Below are 16,869 nucleotides of genomic sequence, written 5' to 3' on the forward strand. Positions count from 1 at the left end.
CGGCTTGGAAGACCGCACTTTGGCTTCCAAACGCGGCCACCACGTTCCAGCCGATTCTGGCCCAACCAGAGTGGCAAGTTACGCGCAATGGCCGTGAAGCTGTCAGCTGTTTAACTGAAACTCTGGTTGTTTCAAAGCCAGTTCTGTGCTAATCTAACAATAGTTATATATCATTAAAAACAATAACAGCGGATAACGCCACATCGAAAACACCGTTTTAGCGAACTAAGGATAGTGCAAGCTTAGTCGAGTGACCGATGCTGGATAACCCCGTTGCTGTTGCGGGCTGAAAGATAGCGAGTAAGCCTAGCCGTGTCCACCACGTTATCAAGTGGGAGCGTATGTTAGTACGTGAGTTAAAGTTGATTTTTAATTTAAAAATAATTTGGGTGGTACCGCGGAAAGACCTTTCGTCCCTTGTGATAGGGATGATGGGTCTTTTTTGTACCACACGAAAGGGGTATATTATGCAGGAAGTGTTAGTTAAAGATTTATTCGCTGGCGAACAAATCGCCGAAGACGTGACTGTTGCCTTGACCGGTTGGGTTAAGACTGTGCGGGGATCTAAGCGTGTTGGGTTCATTGAATTAAGTGATGGGACAACCATCAAGAATGCCCAAATCGTCATGCAAAGTGATTTGGATAACTATGACGACTTGAAGAAGTTGCCATTAAGTTCCACGATCCGGGTTGAAGGTACGGTCGTTTATACGCCCGATGCCAAACAACCTTTTGAAATTCATGCCGAAAAAATTACTTTAGAAGGGGCTTCTGATAACGACTATCCGTTACAAAAAAAGAAGCATTCGTATGAATATTTGCGGACGATGGCACATTTACGTCCTCGGACCAACACGTTTTATGCGGTGTTCCGGATTCGCTCATTAGCTGCTTTTGCCATTCACCAGTATTTGCAAGAACATGGTTTCACCTACGTTAACACTCCAATTATCACCAGCAGTGATAGTGAAGGTGCCGGTGAAATGTTCCGGGTCACGACTTTGGACATGAACAACTTACCAAAGACGGACGACGGTAAAGTGGATGACAGCAAAGATTTCTTCAAGAAAGAAACCAACTTAACGGTTAGTGGTCAATTGCCAGTTGAATCGTTTGCCTTAGCTTTACGGAACGTTTATACCTTTGGCCCAACTTTCCGGGCTGAAAACTCACATACGTCTCGGCACGCTAGTGAATTCTGGATGATCGAACCTGAAATGGCCTTTGCTGATTTGGATGACACGATTGCCGTCTCCGAAGAATTACTGAAGTATGTGGTTAGTTACTTATTAGACCATGCCAAAGACGAACTCGATTTCTTGAATGGTGCTGTTGATGAACACTTACTCGATCGGTTACACAACACGATTGATGAAAAGTTCGCGCGGATTACGTATACGCAGGCGATTGAAGAATTGAAGAAAGCCCCAGTTAAGTTCGATGTGCCCGTCTCATGGGGCTTGGACTTACAAGCTGAACATGAACGTTATTTGTGTGAACAAGTTTATAAACGGCCAACGTTCTTAACCGATTACCCACGCGAAATCAAAGCATTCTACATGCGTGATAACGATGACGGTAAGACGGTTGCGGCCGCGGACTTGTTAGTGCCACAAATCGGTGAATTAATTGGTGGGAGCCAACGTGAAGAACGGCAGGCCCAATTAGCTGAAAAGATTAAAGAATACAACTTGCCACCCGAAGAATACGCTTGGTATTTGGAACTTCGGAAGTACGGTGAAACTGTACATTCTGGTTTCGGGATTGGCTTTGAACGTCTCTTGATGTATGTCACTGGGATGGAAAACATTCGCGATGTGATCCCTTACCCACGGACACCAGGGAACGCTGAATTTTAATCAGGTAATAATGATTCCTCGCAATTATTGCGGGGAATTTTTTTGTCATAATCCTTTGAAAAGGATAGGGTTCGGATTAATTTGCCGCTCCGGGTGGCCGGGATTGACGCTGGAACGTGGTGGCCACGTTTGCAAGCCACAGGGCGGTCTTGCAAGCCGGGCTTTGACTAATCCGAGAAACCCACTCGGCTAAGTCAAATTTCACCACTGAGCGTCATCCAGTCCGCCCTGCGCTAGTTGAGTGCCAGCTAATGAATTAGTATTATTGACTAAATAGGTTGATTTTGCGTTGTAGATCTGGTCGTCATGGTTATGTTGATTACTGGTAAGTTAGTGATTAGTCTCAATTCGGATAGTGTTTAAATTGAAATTCACGGAATACTTGGTGTTAGTTAGGCTAAGGGTTACTTTCCAACGATACGGTTGACTATTTTAGACATTAACCTCTAATTATACTGGTAGCTTCATAGCATCGACTTAATTAACGTCGGGCGGTCCAGAATTGGCTCAGTGGTGTCGTTTGACTTAGCCGGTGACTTTCCGGGTTAGTCAAAGCCCGGCTTATGAGACCGCACTGTGGCTCATAAACGCGGCCACCACATTCCAGCCGATTCTGGGCCAACCAGAGTGGCAAAAAAACGCTAACTTAGAATTGGTTATTGAAGTTGATATTGCAAGCGGACTAAATCTGAAGCACCCTTACTAGTGAATTGTTCGTCCAGGTTCATTTGCCAGAGTTGGTCGCTAATTTTGAGCTGCTTTTTCTGGATGTATTCGGCTAAAATCTGTAAGGAAACACAGATATTTTTCATATCGTTAGTCGTGTCGATGGCCACATATTGACCGGCCGGCTTTTGCAATAATGGCAGGTCTCCCGTATCGGTACGGGCATCAATGGCTTTTAAGATACAAAAGGATGCGGTGGGATAACCGTTGGCGTCACTCTGAGGTAATTGCGTCAAAAAGCCAGAATCCTGCTGGTTGACTAGCTTGAGCTTACCTAATTGGGCATAAAAGTCCGTGTAGATTTCGGCGACTTCAGCTTCGGTACAGGCGACTGATTGGCGTGAGCGACAGAACTGGGTGGCTGGAGCGGTGGTGATGAATGGCTGATTCCGGGCCACGGATTCAGTTGGTGTCACTTGATCAAAGCGCGTCTGTAAGGTTGTCTTAAGGATGCTTAAATGGTCAATCTGTTCATCAATCTTGGCTAAGATAGCTTTTAAGTCCGTGTCTAGTGAGTTGGTCCGCCGGTCATTGTTTAGTTGTTGAATGGCAGCAATCGACAGCCCTAAGTGCCGTAATTCTAAAATAAAAGTCAATTCGTAAAGTTGGTCGTAGGCATAATACCGGTAGCCATTTTCAGCGACCCGTTTGGGCTTAAACAAGCCCTTTTCATCATAAAAAATTAGTGTCCGCCGGGTCGTCCCCGCTAACTGGGCAAATTTCTGAATAGTTAACATCAAAGCACCTCAAATTAAAACTTGACTGTAACGTTACGTTACACTCTATACTTAGTTTATTGAAAAAGCAAAATAATTGGAGGATGATTTTATGCGTGCAGTAGTTATTGATAAGCCTGGAGATCCTGATGTGATGCACTTAGTTAACCGGCCCATTCCAGTGGCAACTGACCATCAGTCCGTGATGCGGATTCATGCGTTTGGCGTCCATCGCTATGAAGCTTTGACCCGAGCAGGCGGGTCGCCTTCAGTTAAGTTTCCCCGGGTAATTGGGGTCGAAGCTGTTGGTGAGATCGATCAAGTTTCAGCCAATAGTTCCTTAAAAGTTGGTCAAAAAGTCGTGACGATGATGGGCGGCTTTGGTCGAGAAGTCGATGGCAGTTATCAAGATTATGCGTTGGTCGATGATGTGAATCTATATCCGGTTGATTTCGATGGTGATTGGGTGACCTTAGCGCAATACCCAGAAAACTTTTACACGGCAATGGGGGCCATTGACTCACTAAAGTTAAAAGCAGGTCAAACGTTATTAGTTCGTGGTGGGACAAGTGCAGTTGGGCTAGCGGCAATCAAGTTAGCCAAAGTCATGGGCTTAACGGTTACAGCCACAACGCGCCGGCAACCGCAATTAGCCGCACTGATCGATAATGGCGCGGATCAAGCGGTGTTAGATGTTGGTAATCAATTGGATACGGATGCACAGTTCGATGGGATCATTGATCTAGTCGGGACGGTCACGTTAACAAATTCGATTGCCCATCTGAATCCTGGTGGCGGGGTTTCTTTAGTTGGCTTGTTAGCGGGCGAATGGGTTGTTAAGAACTTCAATCCTTTCACGTTGGCCGGCAAGACGTTAACCGTCTTTGATTCCACGGACGTTCAGCAATCGCTGATTGATGAAATGTTCAAATTGATCAATCAGTATCATCTTTCAATCCCAATTGCACGGGTCTTTAAACTTGAAGATATCGTGGCAGCGCATGAATATGTGATGGCGAGCCGTGAATTGGGTCAAGTCATTGTGGATAATGACTGAAAATGACCTGATTAAGCTGGTGCTTGCCCAGACGGATGGGTATCTGGATTTTCCATTTAATCGGCCTGGTCAAAAGGCAACGGTTATTTTCTCAGTCATTAAGCACCATCGTAATGGTAAAATCATCGCGATGGTCTATACCCAGGATGGGCAAGTGTTGATTGATGTTAAATTAACGCCGGCTCAAAATGAAGCATTGCGCTTATCAGCGGGCGTCGAACCGGGGCGTCATCTGAATAACCGATATTGGACGACGATTAAGGTTAACGTGACGGTAGTTTCAACTGTCGAATTGAAAAATATTATTAGGGAAAGCGCGCGGTTGACGCGTTAAGAATTAAATTTAAGGTAGCTAAAACTTGTAGCATAGTGCGTTTTAGCTACTTTTTGTGTGCTTAAATTGTTTTTATTCACAAAAGGAATTGTCGCTGTTAAAAAAGTATGTTATTTTGTTGTTAACCAATAAACAAATAAAGGTTAACAACTTAGGAGTGAGTTAAATGGACAAATCAACGGTACCGCTGACATCACGCACGATTACCCAAATGGGTTTATTCTTAGCACTAATTATTGTTTCAGGCATGTTTGCATTACCCATCCCCGGATTGGGGGTGCCGGTCGTGCTACAAAATATGGTCATTATGCTAGCCGGGAGCCTACTGGGAAAGAAGGTAGGTCTGTTGACGAATGGCCTCTTTTTATTATTGGCTTTCGCTGGGCTACCTTTATTAGCTGGTGGTCGTGGGGGTGCGGCGGTTTTCTTAAGTCCCAGTAGTGGCTTTTTGTTAGGTTATCTAGTTTGTGTGCCAGTCATTAGCAGTTTATCAGGCTGGCTTGGAACTCAGCACTTCTGGCAGTTGTTTATTGTCTATGTCATCGGTGGCGCCCTGTGTATTAACTTTTTTGGCAGTTTTTCGTTAGCTTACTATAGTCATTTAAGCTGGGTAAACGGCTTGAAGATGGCGGCAGCTTTTGTGCCCTTGGATATGGTCAAAGCCGCTTTGGCAGCATGGTTACAATTACGGTTGCAAGGCATCTTACATTTTGAAACTAAATGATGGGCTATGTTTTTTAGCACTCAAAAAAGCTACTCATGACAAGCAATCCGCTTATCATGAGTAGCTTTAGTTAACCTATCAGCTTAAGCTGGGGTGACAATATATTTAGCATAGCGTTGGGCATCAACAGCGTTCAGTTCCACGGTGAGTTGCGTCCCGTCAGCCAAGTAATCAGTCTTTAAAATATTGGCATGGTCGTTCAAGTAAGCCACCACATCACCATCATTGAATGGAATCAAGAGGGTCGTCGTGATGTAATCCTTGAAGACTTTCGCTTTGATCATCTTGGTCAACACTTGAATGGATTTTCCATCCTTAGCCGCGTAAATCAATTGGTCATCGGTTTGGTTCGGATAATTAGCTTCAGTCAGATCGGCTTTGTTGTAGGCATACAACATTGGCACATCGTGGACGCCGATTGCTTTTAAGGTTTCTTCCGTCGTCGCCATCATTTCCTTGTAATGTGGGTCGGCATAGTCGATGACTTGGATCAATAAGTCAGCGTTAGCGGCCTCAGATAAGGTCGAACGGAAAGCATTGATCAAGTTATGCGGCAAGTTGCTGACAAACCCAACGGTATCACTCAATAACAATTGTTTGTTATCAGGAAAAGTCAATTGGCGAATGCTGGTATCCAAGGTGGCGAACAGCATGTTCTTTTCAAAGACTTGCTTATCTTCACCCTTACCAAAGAGCTTGACTAAGCCGTTCATCGTTGTTGACTTCCCAGCGTTGGTATAGCCGACTAATGCGACGTTTGGTAGCCCGGCCTTATCACGTTGTGCCCGGCGAACTTCTTCATCTTTGTTCAATTCCTTTAGTTCATGCTTGGCGTGGCTAATCCGATCTTGAATCGTCCGACGATTTAATTCAAGTTGGGTTTCACCAGAACCACGGTTGGTAAAGCCCCCGCCACCACCAGCAGCGGCCCCGGCTTGTTGGTCCAGCCGGTTAGAAATGCTAGTCCGTAAACGTGGTAATTGATATTGTAATTGGGCAATCTTAACTTGTAACTTGGCTTCTTTACTACGAGCGCGGTTACCGAAAATTTCCAAAATCAATCCTGTGCGGTCGATGATTTGTAATCCAGTCTCGGTCTCTAAGTTCCGAATCTGACTAGGGGTCAAATCAGCGTTGACAATCATGATGTTCAGTTCCTTGGCTTCCGCCATTTCTTTAATTTCGACAACTTTCCCTTTACCGAAGAAAGTCGCAGGATTGGGTTTTTCTAAGTTTTGATCGATGCGTAAAGCCGCTTCCATGTGGTTCGCTTCGACTAACGCTTCTAGCTCTGACATCGCGTAGTCATAGTTGGCGACGGTTTTGTTCATGCCGGCGATAATGACTGGTTGGATAAATGTTTCGGACATTCAATCACGCTCCTCATGTTATAGTAGTTTAAGTATAACATGGCGCATCGAAATATTAATGATGTGAGTATTATGGGAGTGATAAGATTGGGATATGTCTTAGACTTACGGCAAAAAGTAGGGCATCAACCACTCGTGGTGATCGGCGCTGCGGTGATAGCGACTAATCCGGCTGGGCAATTATTGTTAGTTAAGCGGACTGACAATAACCAGTGGGGGTTGCCTGCTGGTTCCACGGAACCGGGTGAAACCACCGTCCAAACGGCCCAACGTGAATTACGTGAGGAAACTGGTTTAACGGTGGCCGACCTGCGATTAGTCAACGTGTACAGTGGGCCGAAGATGCATTATGTCTATCCGAATGGGGATGTAATCGACAGCGTGACGATCTTGTATCGCGGGCAGGTTGCTGGGGGGCAATTGGTAACTGCCACTGATGAAACATCGCAGGCCAAGTACTTTGACCCAGCCAAACTGCCGTCAGCGTTGACCCCTTTAACGGCTTACATGCTGTCAAGTCTGTGAACTTGACGGGTAATTTTAAATTTGCTAGAGTAAGGGTATTAATTAAATAATAACTGTCGCCGGACAGCGTGCGTCAACTTCCATAGGTCATTGCGGAAGTTGGCAATCGTTGGCCGGCTTTTTATTTAGGAGGAAATGAGCATGACATGGATTTATTTAGTAGTTGCCGGGTTGTTTGAAGTGGCTTGGGCAACGATGATGAAGTTGAGTAATGGATTTAGTCACTTAGGTTATGCGGTTGCCACGGTGATCGGGATGATTTTAAGCTTCGGTTTTTTAGCGTTAGCAACGAAACACTTGCCGTTAAGTATCGCTTATCCCATCTGGACTGGAATTGGCGCAGTCGGGGCGATTCTTGTGGGGCTGGTATTCTTTAAGGAGCCCATTGCGCCGATGACGTGGGTCTTTATTGCGATGCTGATTATTGGGATTATCGGCATTAAAGTGACGAGCTAGCGACGGGTAAAAACGCTCCGGTTGGGCTGGATTGACGCTGGAACGTGGTGGCCACGTTTGCGAGCCAAAGTGCGGTCTCGCAAGCCGGGCTTTTACTAGGTCGGAAAGCCCATCCAACCAAGTGAAATTTCACCACTGAGCATCATCCAGCCCAACCTGCGCTAAATAGTAGTCAACGAGTATGCTGTTTAATGGTAGTAGATAGAATTTAGTCATTAAAAGTGTATATGATGAACGATGTCTAAAAAAACGCGCTACCAATTATCGGTAACGCGATTACTAAATCTAAATTAAATCCTGGGCATAACTAACAACTTTAATATCATCACCATCGACATCTAAGCGGGTGAGACTGCCGTTTTTCGGCCCGGTGGTAATGTCGATATCGGGGCCAAAGTGGGAGACAATACTTCGAATTGTTGTCCCATGTGAGACGACGAGTACTTTTTCACCATGGTCATGATGGGCTTTTAAGTAATCGAAGCCGCCGTTGAGCCGTTGCCAATAAGTGGCGTTATCTTCAGCTTCGTGCATCGGATCAATGGCTTTCATCATGTCACGAGTCTGTTCGATCTTGATGTGGGCGAGCAGTTCGTGCAAGCTGGTCACATTGTATTGCTTACCGACCAGTGACCAGACGCGACTGCAATCGTCACCTTCATAGTAGCCGTAGAAGACTTCCCGAAAGTTGGCGAGCGACGTTAACGGTTCATCAGCGTGATTGGCGGCCGCTTTGATTAGGGTAGCGGTGTCCATTGCACGCTTGGAATCACTAGAATAGTAATGGCTAAAGTTGACATCGGCTAGTGCTTGACCAACTTTGGTGGCGATAGCTTTGCCGTTATCAGTTAGCGGTGAATCAGACCAGCCTTGCATCCGATTGTAGAGGTTAAAATAAGTCTGGCCGTGCCGGACGAGATAAATTGAAAATTTTGACATGATTACTCCTATTATTCGATGTGATCTTTTTTACCGAGATAGTCCAAAGTGATGGTGTCGTCGGTAATCGTGAACTTCGTGACGCTCCCATTTTGGGGCCGAGCTGGCGATGTTAAGTTAGCAACTTCAGCGGCGATACTGTAGATCGTATTGCCATGACTGACGAGTAAGACTTTATCACCATCATGGGCCTGTTGCCGTAATTCAGCTAAGCCACCGTTAACCCGTTTCCAGAATTCAGCGTTGTTTTCCGCTTGGTGGAACGGATCAGCTTCTTTAGCGAAATCCTTAGCTTTGTGAATGCCATATTTTTCAATGATATCAGAAAGGCTTGGGGCTTGATGGGGGGCGCCGATTTCGAACCAAGTCTGCGACGTATCATCGCCTTCAAAGTAGCCATAGAAGGCTTCCCGAAATGCGGGCATTGGCGTGACCGTTAAGTCGGCGTTACCACTATTCGGCAAGATCAACTTGGCGGTGTTCATGGCCCGTGGCATATCGCTAGCATAAGCGGCGTCAAAAGTGACGTCCTGCAACATCTTACCGGCGTTGATGGCATCTTGTTCACCGACAGTAGTCAGCGGTGAATCACACCAGCCTTGCATTCGGCGGTATTTATTAAAATAAGTTTGACCATGACGAATCATGTAAACTGAAAAAGTGGACATTTTGGGACTCCTTATTTGAATACTGTAATAGTCAATTCCAACTCTACTATTCTATCATACGCTGGTAAAAGTTTCCGCTTACCAGATGCCTTACGAAATGCTGGAACGCGGTGGGTCATTTGGAAGCCTTAAAAGGCGGTCTTCCAAGATGACCTTGGTCTAAGCCTGAGAAAAGCACTCAGACTAAGACCAACGACACGGCTGAGCATTTTGTGAGGCCTCCTCTCGGCTAAGATAATTGTTACTGATTAATTTATACTAAAACAAACGGTGTCGCTAACCGAATGATTGGGCTAGTGACACCGTTTGTTAATTCATATTGGATAGTCAGCAAACAACTCATCGTTAATATTGCCGACCATTGATAAATAGTTCAATTTAGTTAACGCCGGGCGGGCCAGAATTGGCTCAGTGGTGTCGTTTATCTTAGTCGGTGATTTTCCGACTTAGATAAAGCCCGGCTTGCGAGACCGAACTTTGGCTCGCAAACGCGGCCACCACGTTCCAGCCGATTCTGGGCCAACCAGAGTGGCAACCAAGTTTAATTAGCCGTTGCCAAAGCTTGGCGAATCCGTGGTGCATCCTGCTTGCTTCCCGTGAAGATTAATCGGTCGCCATACTGAATGGTCGTACTCCCATTAGGCACGATAATCCGGCGATTGCGGATAACCTGACTGATTGTAATGTCCTTAGCAAACTGCAAGTTCTTGATCTGTACGTTGGTGTATAAGTGGTTGACTACGCGGACTTCGTAGATACTGTTTTCGGTATGCTGCAACATGAGTAAGGTCGATGGGGACTCGATCAATGAGCGCAGTAACGTGATGTTAGCTTCTGGCGTGTTGTAAACTTCGATACCGAGTTCACGTAGTTCATCTTCGTGTTCATTCAAGACATTGCGGTCTTCAAAGCGCACGATGATTCGGCGAACCCCATAATTATGGGCGGCTTTGGCCAACTCGTAATTACGTTCGGCATCGATATGACCCAGGACTAAGATGTCGGTATCAAAGACCCCGTGATCTTCCAAGTCTTGGGCGGTAAAGTTTTCCATCAATTCCACCGGCGCTTGAGCGTGGTATGTCTTGTAGTTTTGCGGATGGTTCGTATACATATGCACGTCGTACCAGCCTTTTCGCAGCTGCTGGGCGACGGGGACGGTACTGAGGTTGGCGCCGATAAAGTGCACCGCTGTCTTGACTAAGTCTTCTTTTTCCGCTGAATAGAATTTGTTAAAAATTAACGGTGAGGCGATACATGTCAAGAGGGCTGCCAGTAAAAACGCGCCGGATTGATCAGCGGTAATCGTCTTCATCGACTTGGCCACGCGTAAGACGGCTAAGACCATCGTCATTGTCGTCGCAGTTAAGGCGGTTCCGGCAATTGCATTGGCTTGTTTGAAGCGTAACTTCAAGACCCAGAGACCGCCAATCTTAGCAATCATATAAGCTAAGAAGAACAGTGGAATTAAAAGCAACGTTTTGCCACTGGTTAATAAGGTCCGTAGATTCAAATCAACCCCAGTCGAGATGAAGAAGATTGGAATAAAGAAGCCGTAGCCGATCGAATCCAAACGTTCGCGCGTGCTTTCGCTAGGTTGGAGGAGCTTCAAGACAATCCCAGCCACGAAAGCGCCTAGAATATTTTCCGCCCCAACGGATTCGGCGACGGTGACCATGGTAACGATTAAGAAGAATGCTAAGCGAATATCTAATTGGGTTGTTGATTTATTGATATTTTGGTAGAAACGGAAGAACGGTTTGAACCGCAATAATAAGACCGCGGCGACTGCCAAGATTAAGAGGAGTAACCACAAACTTTGCGAATCGCTCCCATAGACCGAGGCGTAGAGCGTCAAGCCCATCATCGGAATCAATTCCCCGAAAACTGAGATTAGGAGCACCGTTTGCCCAAAGGCTTTACTTAAGAGTTCTTTTTCTTTTAACGCAGCAATCACAATGCCGAGTGAAATCGTGCCAAATAAAATCGTCGCTAACCAGAAATCACTGAAGAGGCCGGCGACTTTGAAGGCGGCAGCCAATAGTAATGATAACCCGACAATCGTCGTGTATGCATAGACTGACAAACGGACCGGTGAGTATTTCGGTAAGTTACCGGCTTGCTTTGCTTCCAACGGGGTCAAAGCAGTCCGCCGTTTTTTGAACAAACTAAAGTCGATTTCAAGTCCGCTTAAGAACAGTAAGACAATGACGCCAATCGTTGATAATTGGGAGATGGAACTGGTCATTGAGACGATGTTGAGTAGACTTGGGCCGAGGATAATACCAATGATGATCTCCATCACGGCAGTCGGCAAGCTGTTGATCTTGAATTTTGCCATCACTAGTGGGACTAGCAAAGCGGCAAATAAAATAATGACTAATGATACTTGATCCATAATTGTTCCCTCAATTCGTTAAGACAAGTTTAACTGCGTATCGTTGGCGCCCCAAAAAGCTTCGTTGATATCTGGGTTGGTAAAGACTTGTAACAATTCCGCCACGCTCGGGGCTAGCTTATCAGGCGTTAGACTTGCGAGTGGCTGCCAGCTAATGGCGCCTTCATAGGAGCCGGCTAACAAGTCGCCGCTAAAGTCGGTCGTGGTATAGAGCGTGCCCAGCGAGACATCACCGGCCTCGTTTTCGACCCAAGTGACCGTGCCTACTAGTTTTAAATGATTGACGGTCAGGCCGGTTTCTTCGTAGACTTCGCGGCGCATAGCATGGACTTGCGATTCGCCGGGGTCAACGTGACCGCCAGGAAAAGTCAAACCAGTCCATTGGGCATCGATTTTATTCTCAACAACGACTTCTTGAGTAGCCGGATTGAGAATCAGGCACATGTTGACCAATTCAGCGCGGACAGTGCGGTCGTGGTGTTCATGTTGGCCCTTCGTCTGTAACCAGTCGGCAGCTTTGTCGTTAATTCCGGCGACAAAGTCAGCTTTAGCGGCGTAATAGTGGGCGTCAGCGGATAAGCCTTGGCGAACCGCGGTGTATTTGCGACTGTCGGTCCGATGCGCATTCAAATAATCGCGAAAGTTAATCAAGGTTTGGTAGCCGCCGTCATCCAGACATAAGTGCAAGTGAAACGGTTGTCCCGCCACGGTTAGCTGGATGGTCTGAGCTTGTCCCGGTACTGGTTGACCGTGAATCGCGTCAGTCGCGGCGGTTAGGTCGGTGACTAATAGCGCGATATCGATAATCGGTCGGGCTAAAACTTTCGGCATGGCGGTACTGCCGATATGACTGCTGGCTTTAAGCCAGGCTTGATCGTGAAATTGATGTTGCAACTGGTCAGCTTGGTGGCGCCAGTTGGGATTATATGAGACTAACTGCATTGATCATGACACCTCCGAATAGTGGTAATCCTAAGAAAGGATACACTTCTTAGCCGAATTTTGAAAGAAAATGCATGAGTTTCAGGAAAAATCAGGATTGTTTTTAGTTATGAGGATTGTTCATAGGGTGTCTCACTAGTGATGTTACGCTTAAAAGTAACAAAAGAGACTCGATATAATAAAAAAACGCCAGCAATCAAACTCACTAACGTTCCCAAATTAAATTCAATTGTTAAACGACGGAATGGCGTCGTCGTAGTGTTTTAAATAACGTGATCAACGTGGCTGGAATAAGCGCGCAGGCCAGAATGCCTAAGAAGAATAACGACAGGTGGTCCTGAACGAAATCAATCGAGCCAAAGAAATAGCCCAATGAGCTACCAACCGTGACCCAAATCCCAACGCCGAGTAGATTCCAAAGCGCAAAGGATTTTTGTGGCATCTTAGCGGCCCCCGCTGATAATGGCACAAATGTCCGAATTAATGGGACGAAACGGCCAAACATGACGGCTTTTGAGCCATATTTACTGAAGAAATGTTGGGCTTTAAGTTGCTTGTCATGTGGCAGATGGCGTTGCAGCCATGGTAGCCGAATCAAGTGACGCCCAATTTCAAAGTTGACAGTATCACCAATCACAGCGGCGATGAAGAAGACCGGCACCAGTACTTGAATATCTAAGCTAGTATGGGTCGCGGCCATCGTACTGGCTAAGAAAATCAGTGATTCACCAGGTAAAAACGGGAAAATCACCATGCCAGTCTCTAAGAAAATTACGGCGAATAACATGATATAACTCCAGTTACCGAGCGTAGTTAATAGGGGTACGATAAATTGTTCTAAATGGGTTAAAATTTCGAGTACATTGGCCAACGGAAGCACCTCCACCTTGTTAACTTTATTTTAGGCGTCTGCCGGTCAGAATACTAGATGTAAGCGGTAACTTTTTGGGCGACTTAATGAAAGCACAAGTATCGTTAATAAAAGTTTAGGAGTTGAGGGGTTAGCGTTGGGAGCCACTCTGGTTGGACCAGAATCGGCCGGAACATGGTGGACGTGTTTTGAAGCTCAGGGCGGTCTTCTACAAGCCAGGGGTTATCTAAGTTGGAAAATCACCAACTAAGATAAACGACACTACTGAGCCAATTCTGGTCCGCCCGTCGTTAATGAACGGGTCTTTATAACTGAACGATTATGTTTCACCAGTTGTTTTAGTTGTGTCGTTGATCTTGGTGTTCCAACGCGTTAGAAGTTAACCGGTAGGCATTGTCACAAGTCCCAGGCATCATAGCTGATTTTAAGATAGGTTAAACCTTCCTGATCAAAGTAATCAGCTACATATAATAAGTTGGCAGGCATCTTGATTTATTTTTAAACATAATCTTCAATGAACGTAGTCGTAAGCGCAGGGCGGGCTGGATGACGCTCAGTGGTGTCGTTTGACTTGCTGAAACGTGTTCGGCCCAACTGCTCCCTGTGCTTGCTACGCCATGTCAACTACTCGGAAGTGCGCCGAGTATTCGACATAGCTAGGCAATGCTCAGGAGCAACCCGTTGGACCTCACACTCTTGGCTCGCAAACGTGGCCACCACGATCCAGCGTCAATCCAGCCCAACCGCAGCGGCAATTAAAACCAATTCCGGCTATCCACCTTACAAAAGCACATGAACATGGCTTATTGATTGAGTCTACGCGCTGAAAGGGCTATAATTATTGTTCGATATTTATGAATGGAGGACGCTAATGACTAAGTCGATTAAAGCTGCTGAACAAGCGCACCTGGATGATGTGGTAGCGAAGATTCGTGTGGAAGAGGGCAAGCAAAGCCAAACCATCGAACGTTCGGAACACGATCAAGCCGATATTAAACAGAATTTTTATAATGATGTCAATATCAAGACCGACAGTTATGAAGGGATGATGGAAACCGGGCTGTCCGTCCGGCAACAACAACAAATGCTGGATGAACGTCAAAATAGTTGGCAACATGCCACCAAGCAACTGTCCACGTTGAAGAAGCTGGAAAAGAATGCTTACTTTGCCCGACTGGACTTTCATGAACACGGTGAACCTGCCACCGAAACCATTTACATTGGGCTTAGTTCATTTTCAGATAGTCCCGACCATTTCTTGATCTATGACTGGCGGGCGCCAATTTCGAGTATCTACTATGATGGTGGTCTGGGAAATGTGACTTATCAGACGCCGGATGGGCAACAAGCTGTTAACGTGAAGTTAAAGCGGCAATTGATGATTGAAGATGGTCAGATCGTGACTGTCTACGATACCGATGAAGCGGTTGGCGATTCAATGTTGCTCGAAGTCCTTGATGAAAAGTCAGATACGAAGATGAAGAGTATCGTGACGACGATTCAAAAGGAACAAAACACGATTATCCGCGATACTAGTTCGGACCTGCTGTTTGTGCAAGGGGCCGCTGGGTCTGGGAAGACATCCTCAGTCCTACAACGAGTCGCCTATCTGCTATATCGTTATCGTGGCAATTTGACAGCTGGTCAAGTGATCCTATTCTCACCAAACCAATTATTTAATGATTATATTAACCAAGTGTTGCCCGAATTGGGTGAACAAAATATGGTCCAAATGACGTATTACCAATATGCGTCCTACCGGTTACCGCATATGCAAGTTGAAACCTTACAACAACGATTTGAGACTGAAAATACCCCAGCGATGGCGAAGATTACGAAGCTGGAAGGTAGCTTAGCGTTCTTTAAAGCGGTCACGGCGTACGGGTCCCATTTGGAACAAGCTGACATGCGTTTCCGTAACATTACGTTGAACGGTGAAGTTCTGATTCCACGGGATAAGATCAAAGAAATCTATTATTCGTTTAATGAAAACTATCATTTAGGAAACCGATTGTCAGCGACTAAGGAATCCTTGATCAAAATCTTAAATCGTAAAGTGGCCGCTGAGATGCGTTCAAAGTGGGTCGAAGATGCCGTGCAAGACTTATCACGCGAAGAACTCAATGATTTTTATGGCAATCAACCACGGGAATTCAAGAACGGTGATGAAGAGTTCAAGTTCTTGGCTCGCAAGATTGTGATGAAACGCTTAGGCGCAGCGCGGACGCAGATTGTGCGGAACCGGTTCTTGAGCATTAACATGCAATATGCGCATTTCTTACGGCATGTGCCTGACTTAGTTCATTTAGAGAAGTATGGTATCAGTCGTGACGATTGGGATGCCGCGGTCGAAGCCAAGTTAGCGGCGATTAAAGACCGCCACATTTCATTAACAACCGTGTCGGCCTATATGTACTTGCATGACTTGATGACCGGACGCAAAGGCCAACGTGAGATTCGCTTTGTCTTCTTAGATGAAATTCAAGATTACAATGCCTTTCAACTGGCCTTCTTGAAGTTCAGCTTTCCACAAGCGCGCTTCACGATGTTAGGGGACTTGAACCAAGCGATCTTCACGAAAGAAAATAGCCATACCTTGATTGGCGAACTCGAAACGTTATTTGATCCTGAAAAGACGCGGGTTGTCCAATTAACGAAGTCGTATCGTTCGACACAACAGATTACCGACTTTACGAAGGAAATCTTAGTTAATGGTGAAGCTGTCACAGCATTTGATCGCCAGGGCGACTTACCGAACTTAGCGGTGACCGCAGACTTTGAAAGTGCGGTCGATCAAGTCGTTGATCAATTAGCGATGAACGATTCTGACCGTGATACGACGGCAATTATCGGAAAGACGTTAGCGGAATGTGACCGGTTGACCCAGGCGTTGAAGGCGCGGGGCGAACACGTTACCTTGATTCGGACTGAAAATCAACGGTTAGCGCCGGGTGTGATTGTGGTGCCATCCTTCTTAGCGAAAGGCTTGGAGTTTGATGCGGTCATCGTCTGGAACGCTAACGCGGCTAATTACCAGCGCGAAGATGAACGACAACTGTTATACACGATTTGCTCACGAGCGATGCACGAATTGACCATCGTGGCGGTTGGCGAGCTGTCACCGTTATTAACGCGGGTAGATCAAAGCTTATATACCGTTAATGAAGCGGCGGTTTAATGGATTTAGTCGGAGCATATTTTGCGCCGACTTTTTTAGAATTAGGTGTATATGAAAATTAGTACTAAGAAATTTCAAAAAAATGCATAACTAATCATCAGCGTGA

The 16,869-nt window shown here is 45.9% G+C and carries 14 protein-coding genes; 7 read left to right on the plus strand and 7 right to left on the minus strand.

Going from position 1 to position 16,869, the window contains the following annotated elements:
* The first annotated feature begins 467 nt into the window (after window positions 1-467).
* Window positions 468-1,859, plus strand: coding sequence for an asparagine--tRNA ligase (gene asnS / locus FFM77_RS12200; RefSeq protein ID WP_137636045.1), 1,392 nt, complete (start codon window positions 468-470; stop codon window positions 1,857-1,859).
* 656 nt (window positions 1,860-2,515) lie between these two features.
* On the opposite strand, the gene FFM77_RS12205 is transcribed toward asnS, so the two are convergent.
* On the minus strand, window positions 2,516-3,322 hold the full coding sequence (locus FFM77_RS12205) for a MerR family transcriptional regulator (protein ID WP_137636046.1): 807 nt from the start codon (window positions 3,320-3,322) through the stop codon (window positions 2,516-2,518).
* 91 nt (window positions 3,323-3,413) lie between these two features.
* Between FFM77_RS12205 and FFM77_RS12210 the strand changes: the two genes are divergently transcribed.
* The 3 genes from FFM77_RS12210 to FFM77_RS12220 all read left to right on the plus strand — a co-directional run bounded on the left by FFM77_RS12210 (window position 3,414) and on the right by FFM77_RS12220 (window position 5,416).
* Complete coding sequence (locus FFM77_RS12210; RefSeq protein WP_137636047.1) at window positions 3,414-4,358, plus strand: zinc-binding dehydrogenase; 945 nt, start codon at window positions 3,414-3,416, stop codon at window positions 4,356-4,358.
* Window positions 4,351-4,692 (plus strand): MmcQ/YjbR family DNA-binding protein, encoded by a 342-nt coding sequence (locus FFM77_RS12215; RefSeq protein WP_223876841.1) that lies wholly within the window; start codon window positions 4,351-4,353, stop codon window positions 4,690-4,692. The genes FFM77_RS12210 and FFM77_RS12215 overlap by 8 nt, the downstream gene beginning before the upstream one ends.
* A 166-nt stretch (window positions 4,693-4,858) precedes the next feature.
* Complete coding sequence (locus tag FFM77_RS12220) at window positions 4,859-5,416, plus strand: biotin transporter BioY (RefSeq protein WP_137636048.1); 558 nt, start codon at window positions 4,859-4,861, stop codon at window positions 5,414-5,416.
* Between the two features lie 83 nt (window positions 5,417-5,499).
* Here the strand turns inward: FFM77_RS12220 and hflX are convergent, their stop codons facing one another.
* The gene (gene hflX, locus FFM77_RS12225; RefSeq protein WP_137636049.1) at window positions 5,500-6,786 is read right to left on the minus strand and encodes a GTPase HflX; all 1,287 of its coding nucleotides are present in this window, start codon (window positions 6,784-6,786) and stop codon (window positions 5,500-5,502) included.
* Between the two features lie 87 nt (window positions 6,787-6,873).
* Here hflX and FFM77_RS12230 point away from each other — a divergent pair, with 87 nt between their 5' ends.
* Together FFM77_RS12230 and FFM77_RS12235 are read left to right on the plus strand one after the other, a co-directional pair.
* Window positions 6,874-7,311 (plus strand): NUDIX hydrolase, encoded by a 438-nt coding sequence (locus FFM77_RS12230; RefSeq protein ID WP_137636078.1) that lies wholly within the window; start codon window positions 6,874-6,876, stop codon window positions 7,309-7,311.
* Between the two features lie 141 nt (window positions 7,312-7,452).
* Window positions 7,453-7,767 (plus strand): DMT family transporter, encoded by a 315-nt coding sequence (locus FFM77_RS12235; RefSeq protein ID WP_137636050.1) that lies wholly within the window; start codon window positions 7,453-7,455, stop codon window positions 7,765-7,767.
* A gap of 285 nt (window positions 7,768-8,052) precedes the next feature.
* On the opposite strand, the gene FFM77_RS12240 is transcribed toward FFM77_RS12235, so the two are convergent.
* The 5 genes from FFM77_RS12240 to FFM77_RS12260 form a co-directional block, all read right to left on the minus strand.
* Window positions 8,053-8,706 (minus strand): histidine phosphatase family protein, encoded by a 654-nt coding sequence (locus FFM77_RS12240; RefSeq protein ID WP_137636051.1) that lies wholly within the window; start codon window positions 8,704-8,706, stop codon window positions 8,053-8,055.
* Window positions 8,707-8,717: 11 nt separating this feature from the next.
* Window positions 8,718-9,374 (minus strand): histidine phosphatase family protein, encoded by a 657-nt coding sequence (locus FFM77_RS12245; protein ID WP_137636052.1) that lies wholly within the window; start codon window positions 9,372-9,374, stop codon window positions 8,718-8,720.
* A gap of 541 nt (window positions 9,375-9,915) precedes the next feature.
* Window positions 9,916-11,772 (minus strand): cation:proton antiporter family protein, encoded by a 1,857-nt coding sequence (locus tag FFM77_RS12250; protein WP_137636053.1) that lies wholly within the window; start codon window positions 11,770-11,772, stop codon window positions 9,916-9,918.
* An 18-nt stretch (window positions 11,773-11,790) separates the two neighbouring features.
* Complete coding sequence (locus FFM77_RS12255; protein WP_137636054.1) at window positions 11,791-12,714, minus strand: GrpB family protein; 924 nt, start codon at window positions 12,712-12,714, stop codon at window positions 11,791-11,793.
* 232 nt (window positions 12,715-12,946) lie between these two features.
* Window positions 12,947-13,585: a DedA family protein gene (locus FFM77_RS12260; protein WP_137636055.1), complete on the minus strand. Its 639-nt coding sequence runs from the start codon at window positions 13,583-13,585 to the stop codon at window positions 12,947-12,949.
* A gap of 871 nt (window positions 13,586-14,456) precedes the next feature.
* Here FFM77_RS12260 and helD point away from each other — a divergent pair.
* The gene (gene helD, locus FFM77_RS12265) at window positions 14,457-16,763 is read left to right on the plus strand and encodes an RNA polymerase recycling motor HelD (protein WP_137636056.1); all 2,307 of its coding nucleotides are present in this window, start codon (window positions 14,457-14,459) and stop codon (window positions 16,761-16,763) included.
* The last annotated feature ends 106 nt before the right edge of the window (window positions 16,764-16,869 follow it).

It is taken from the genome of Lactiplantibacillus songbeiensis (assembly GCF_005405125.1).
Lineage (GTDB): Bacteria > Bacillota > Bacilli > Lactobacillales > Lactobacillaceae > Lactiplantibacillus > Lactiplantibacillus songbeiensis.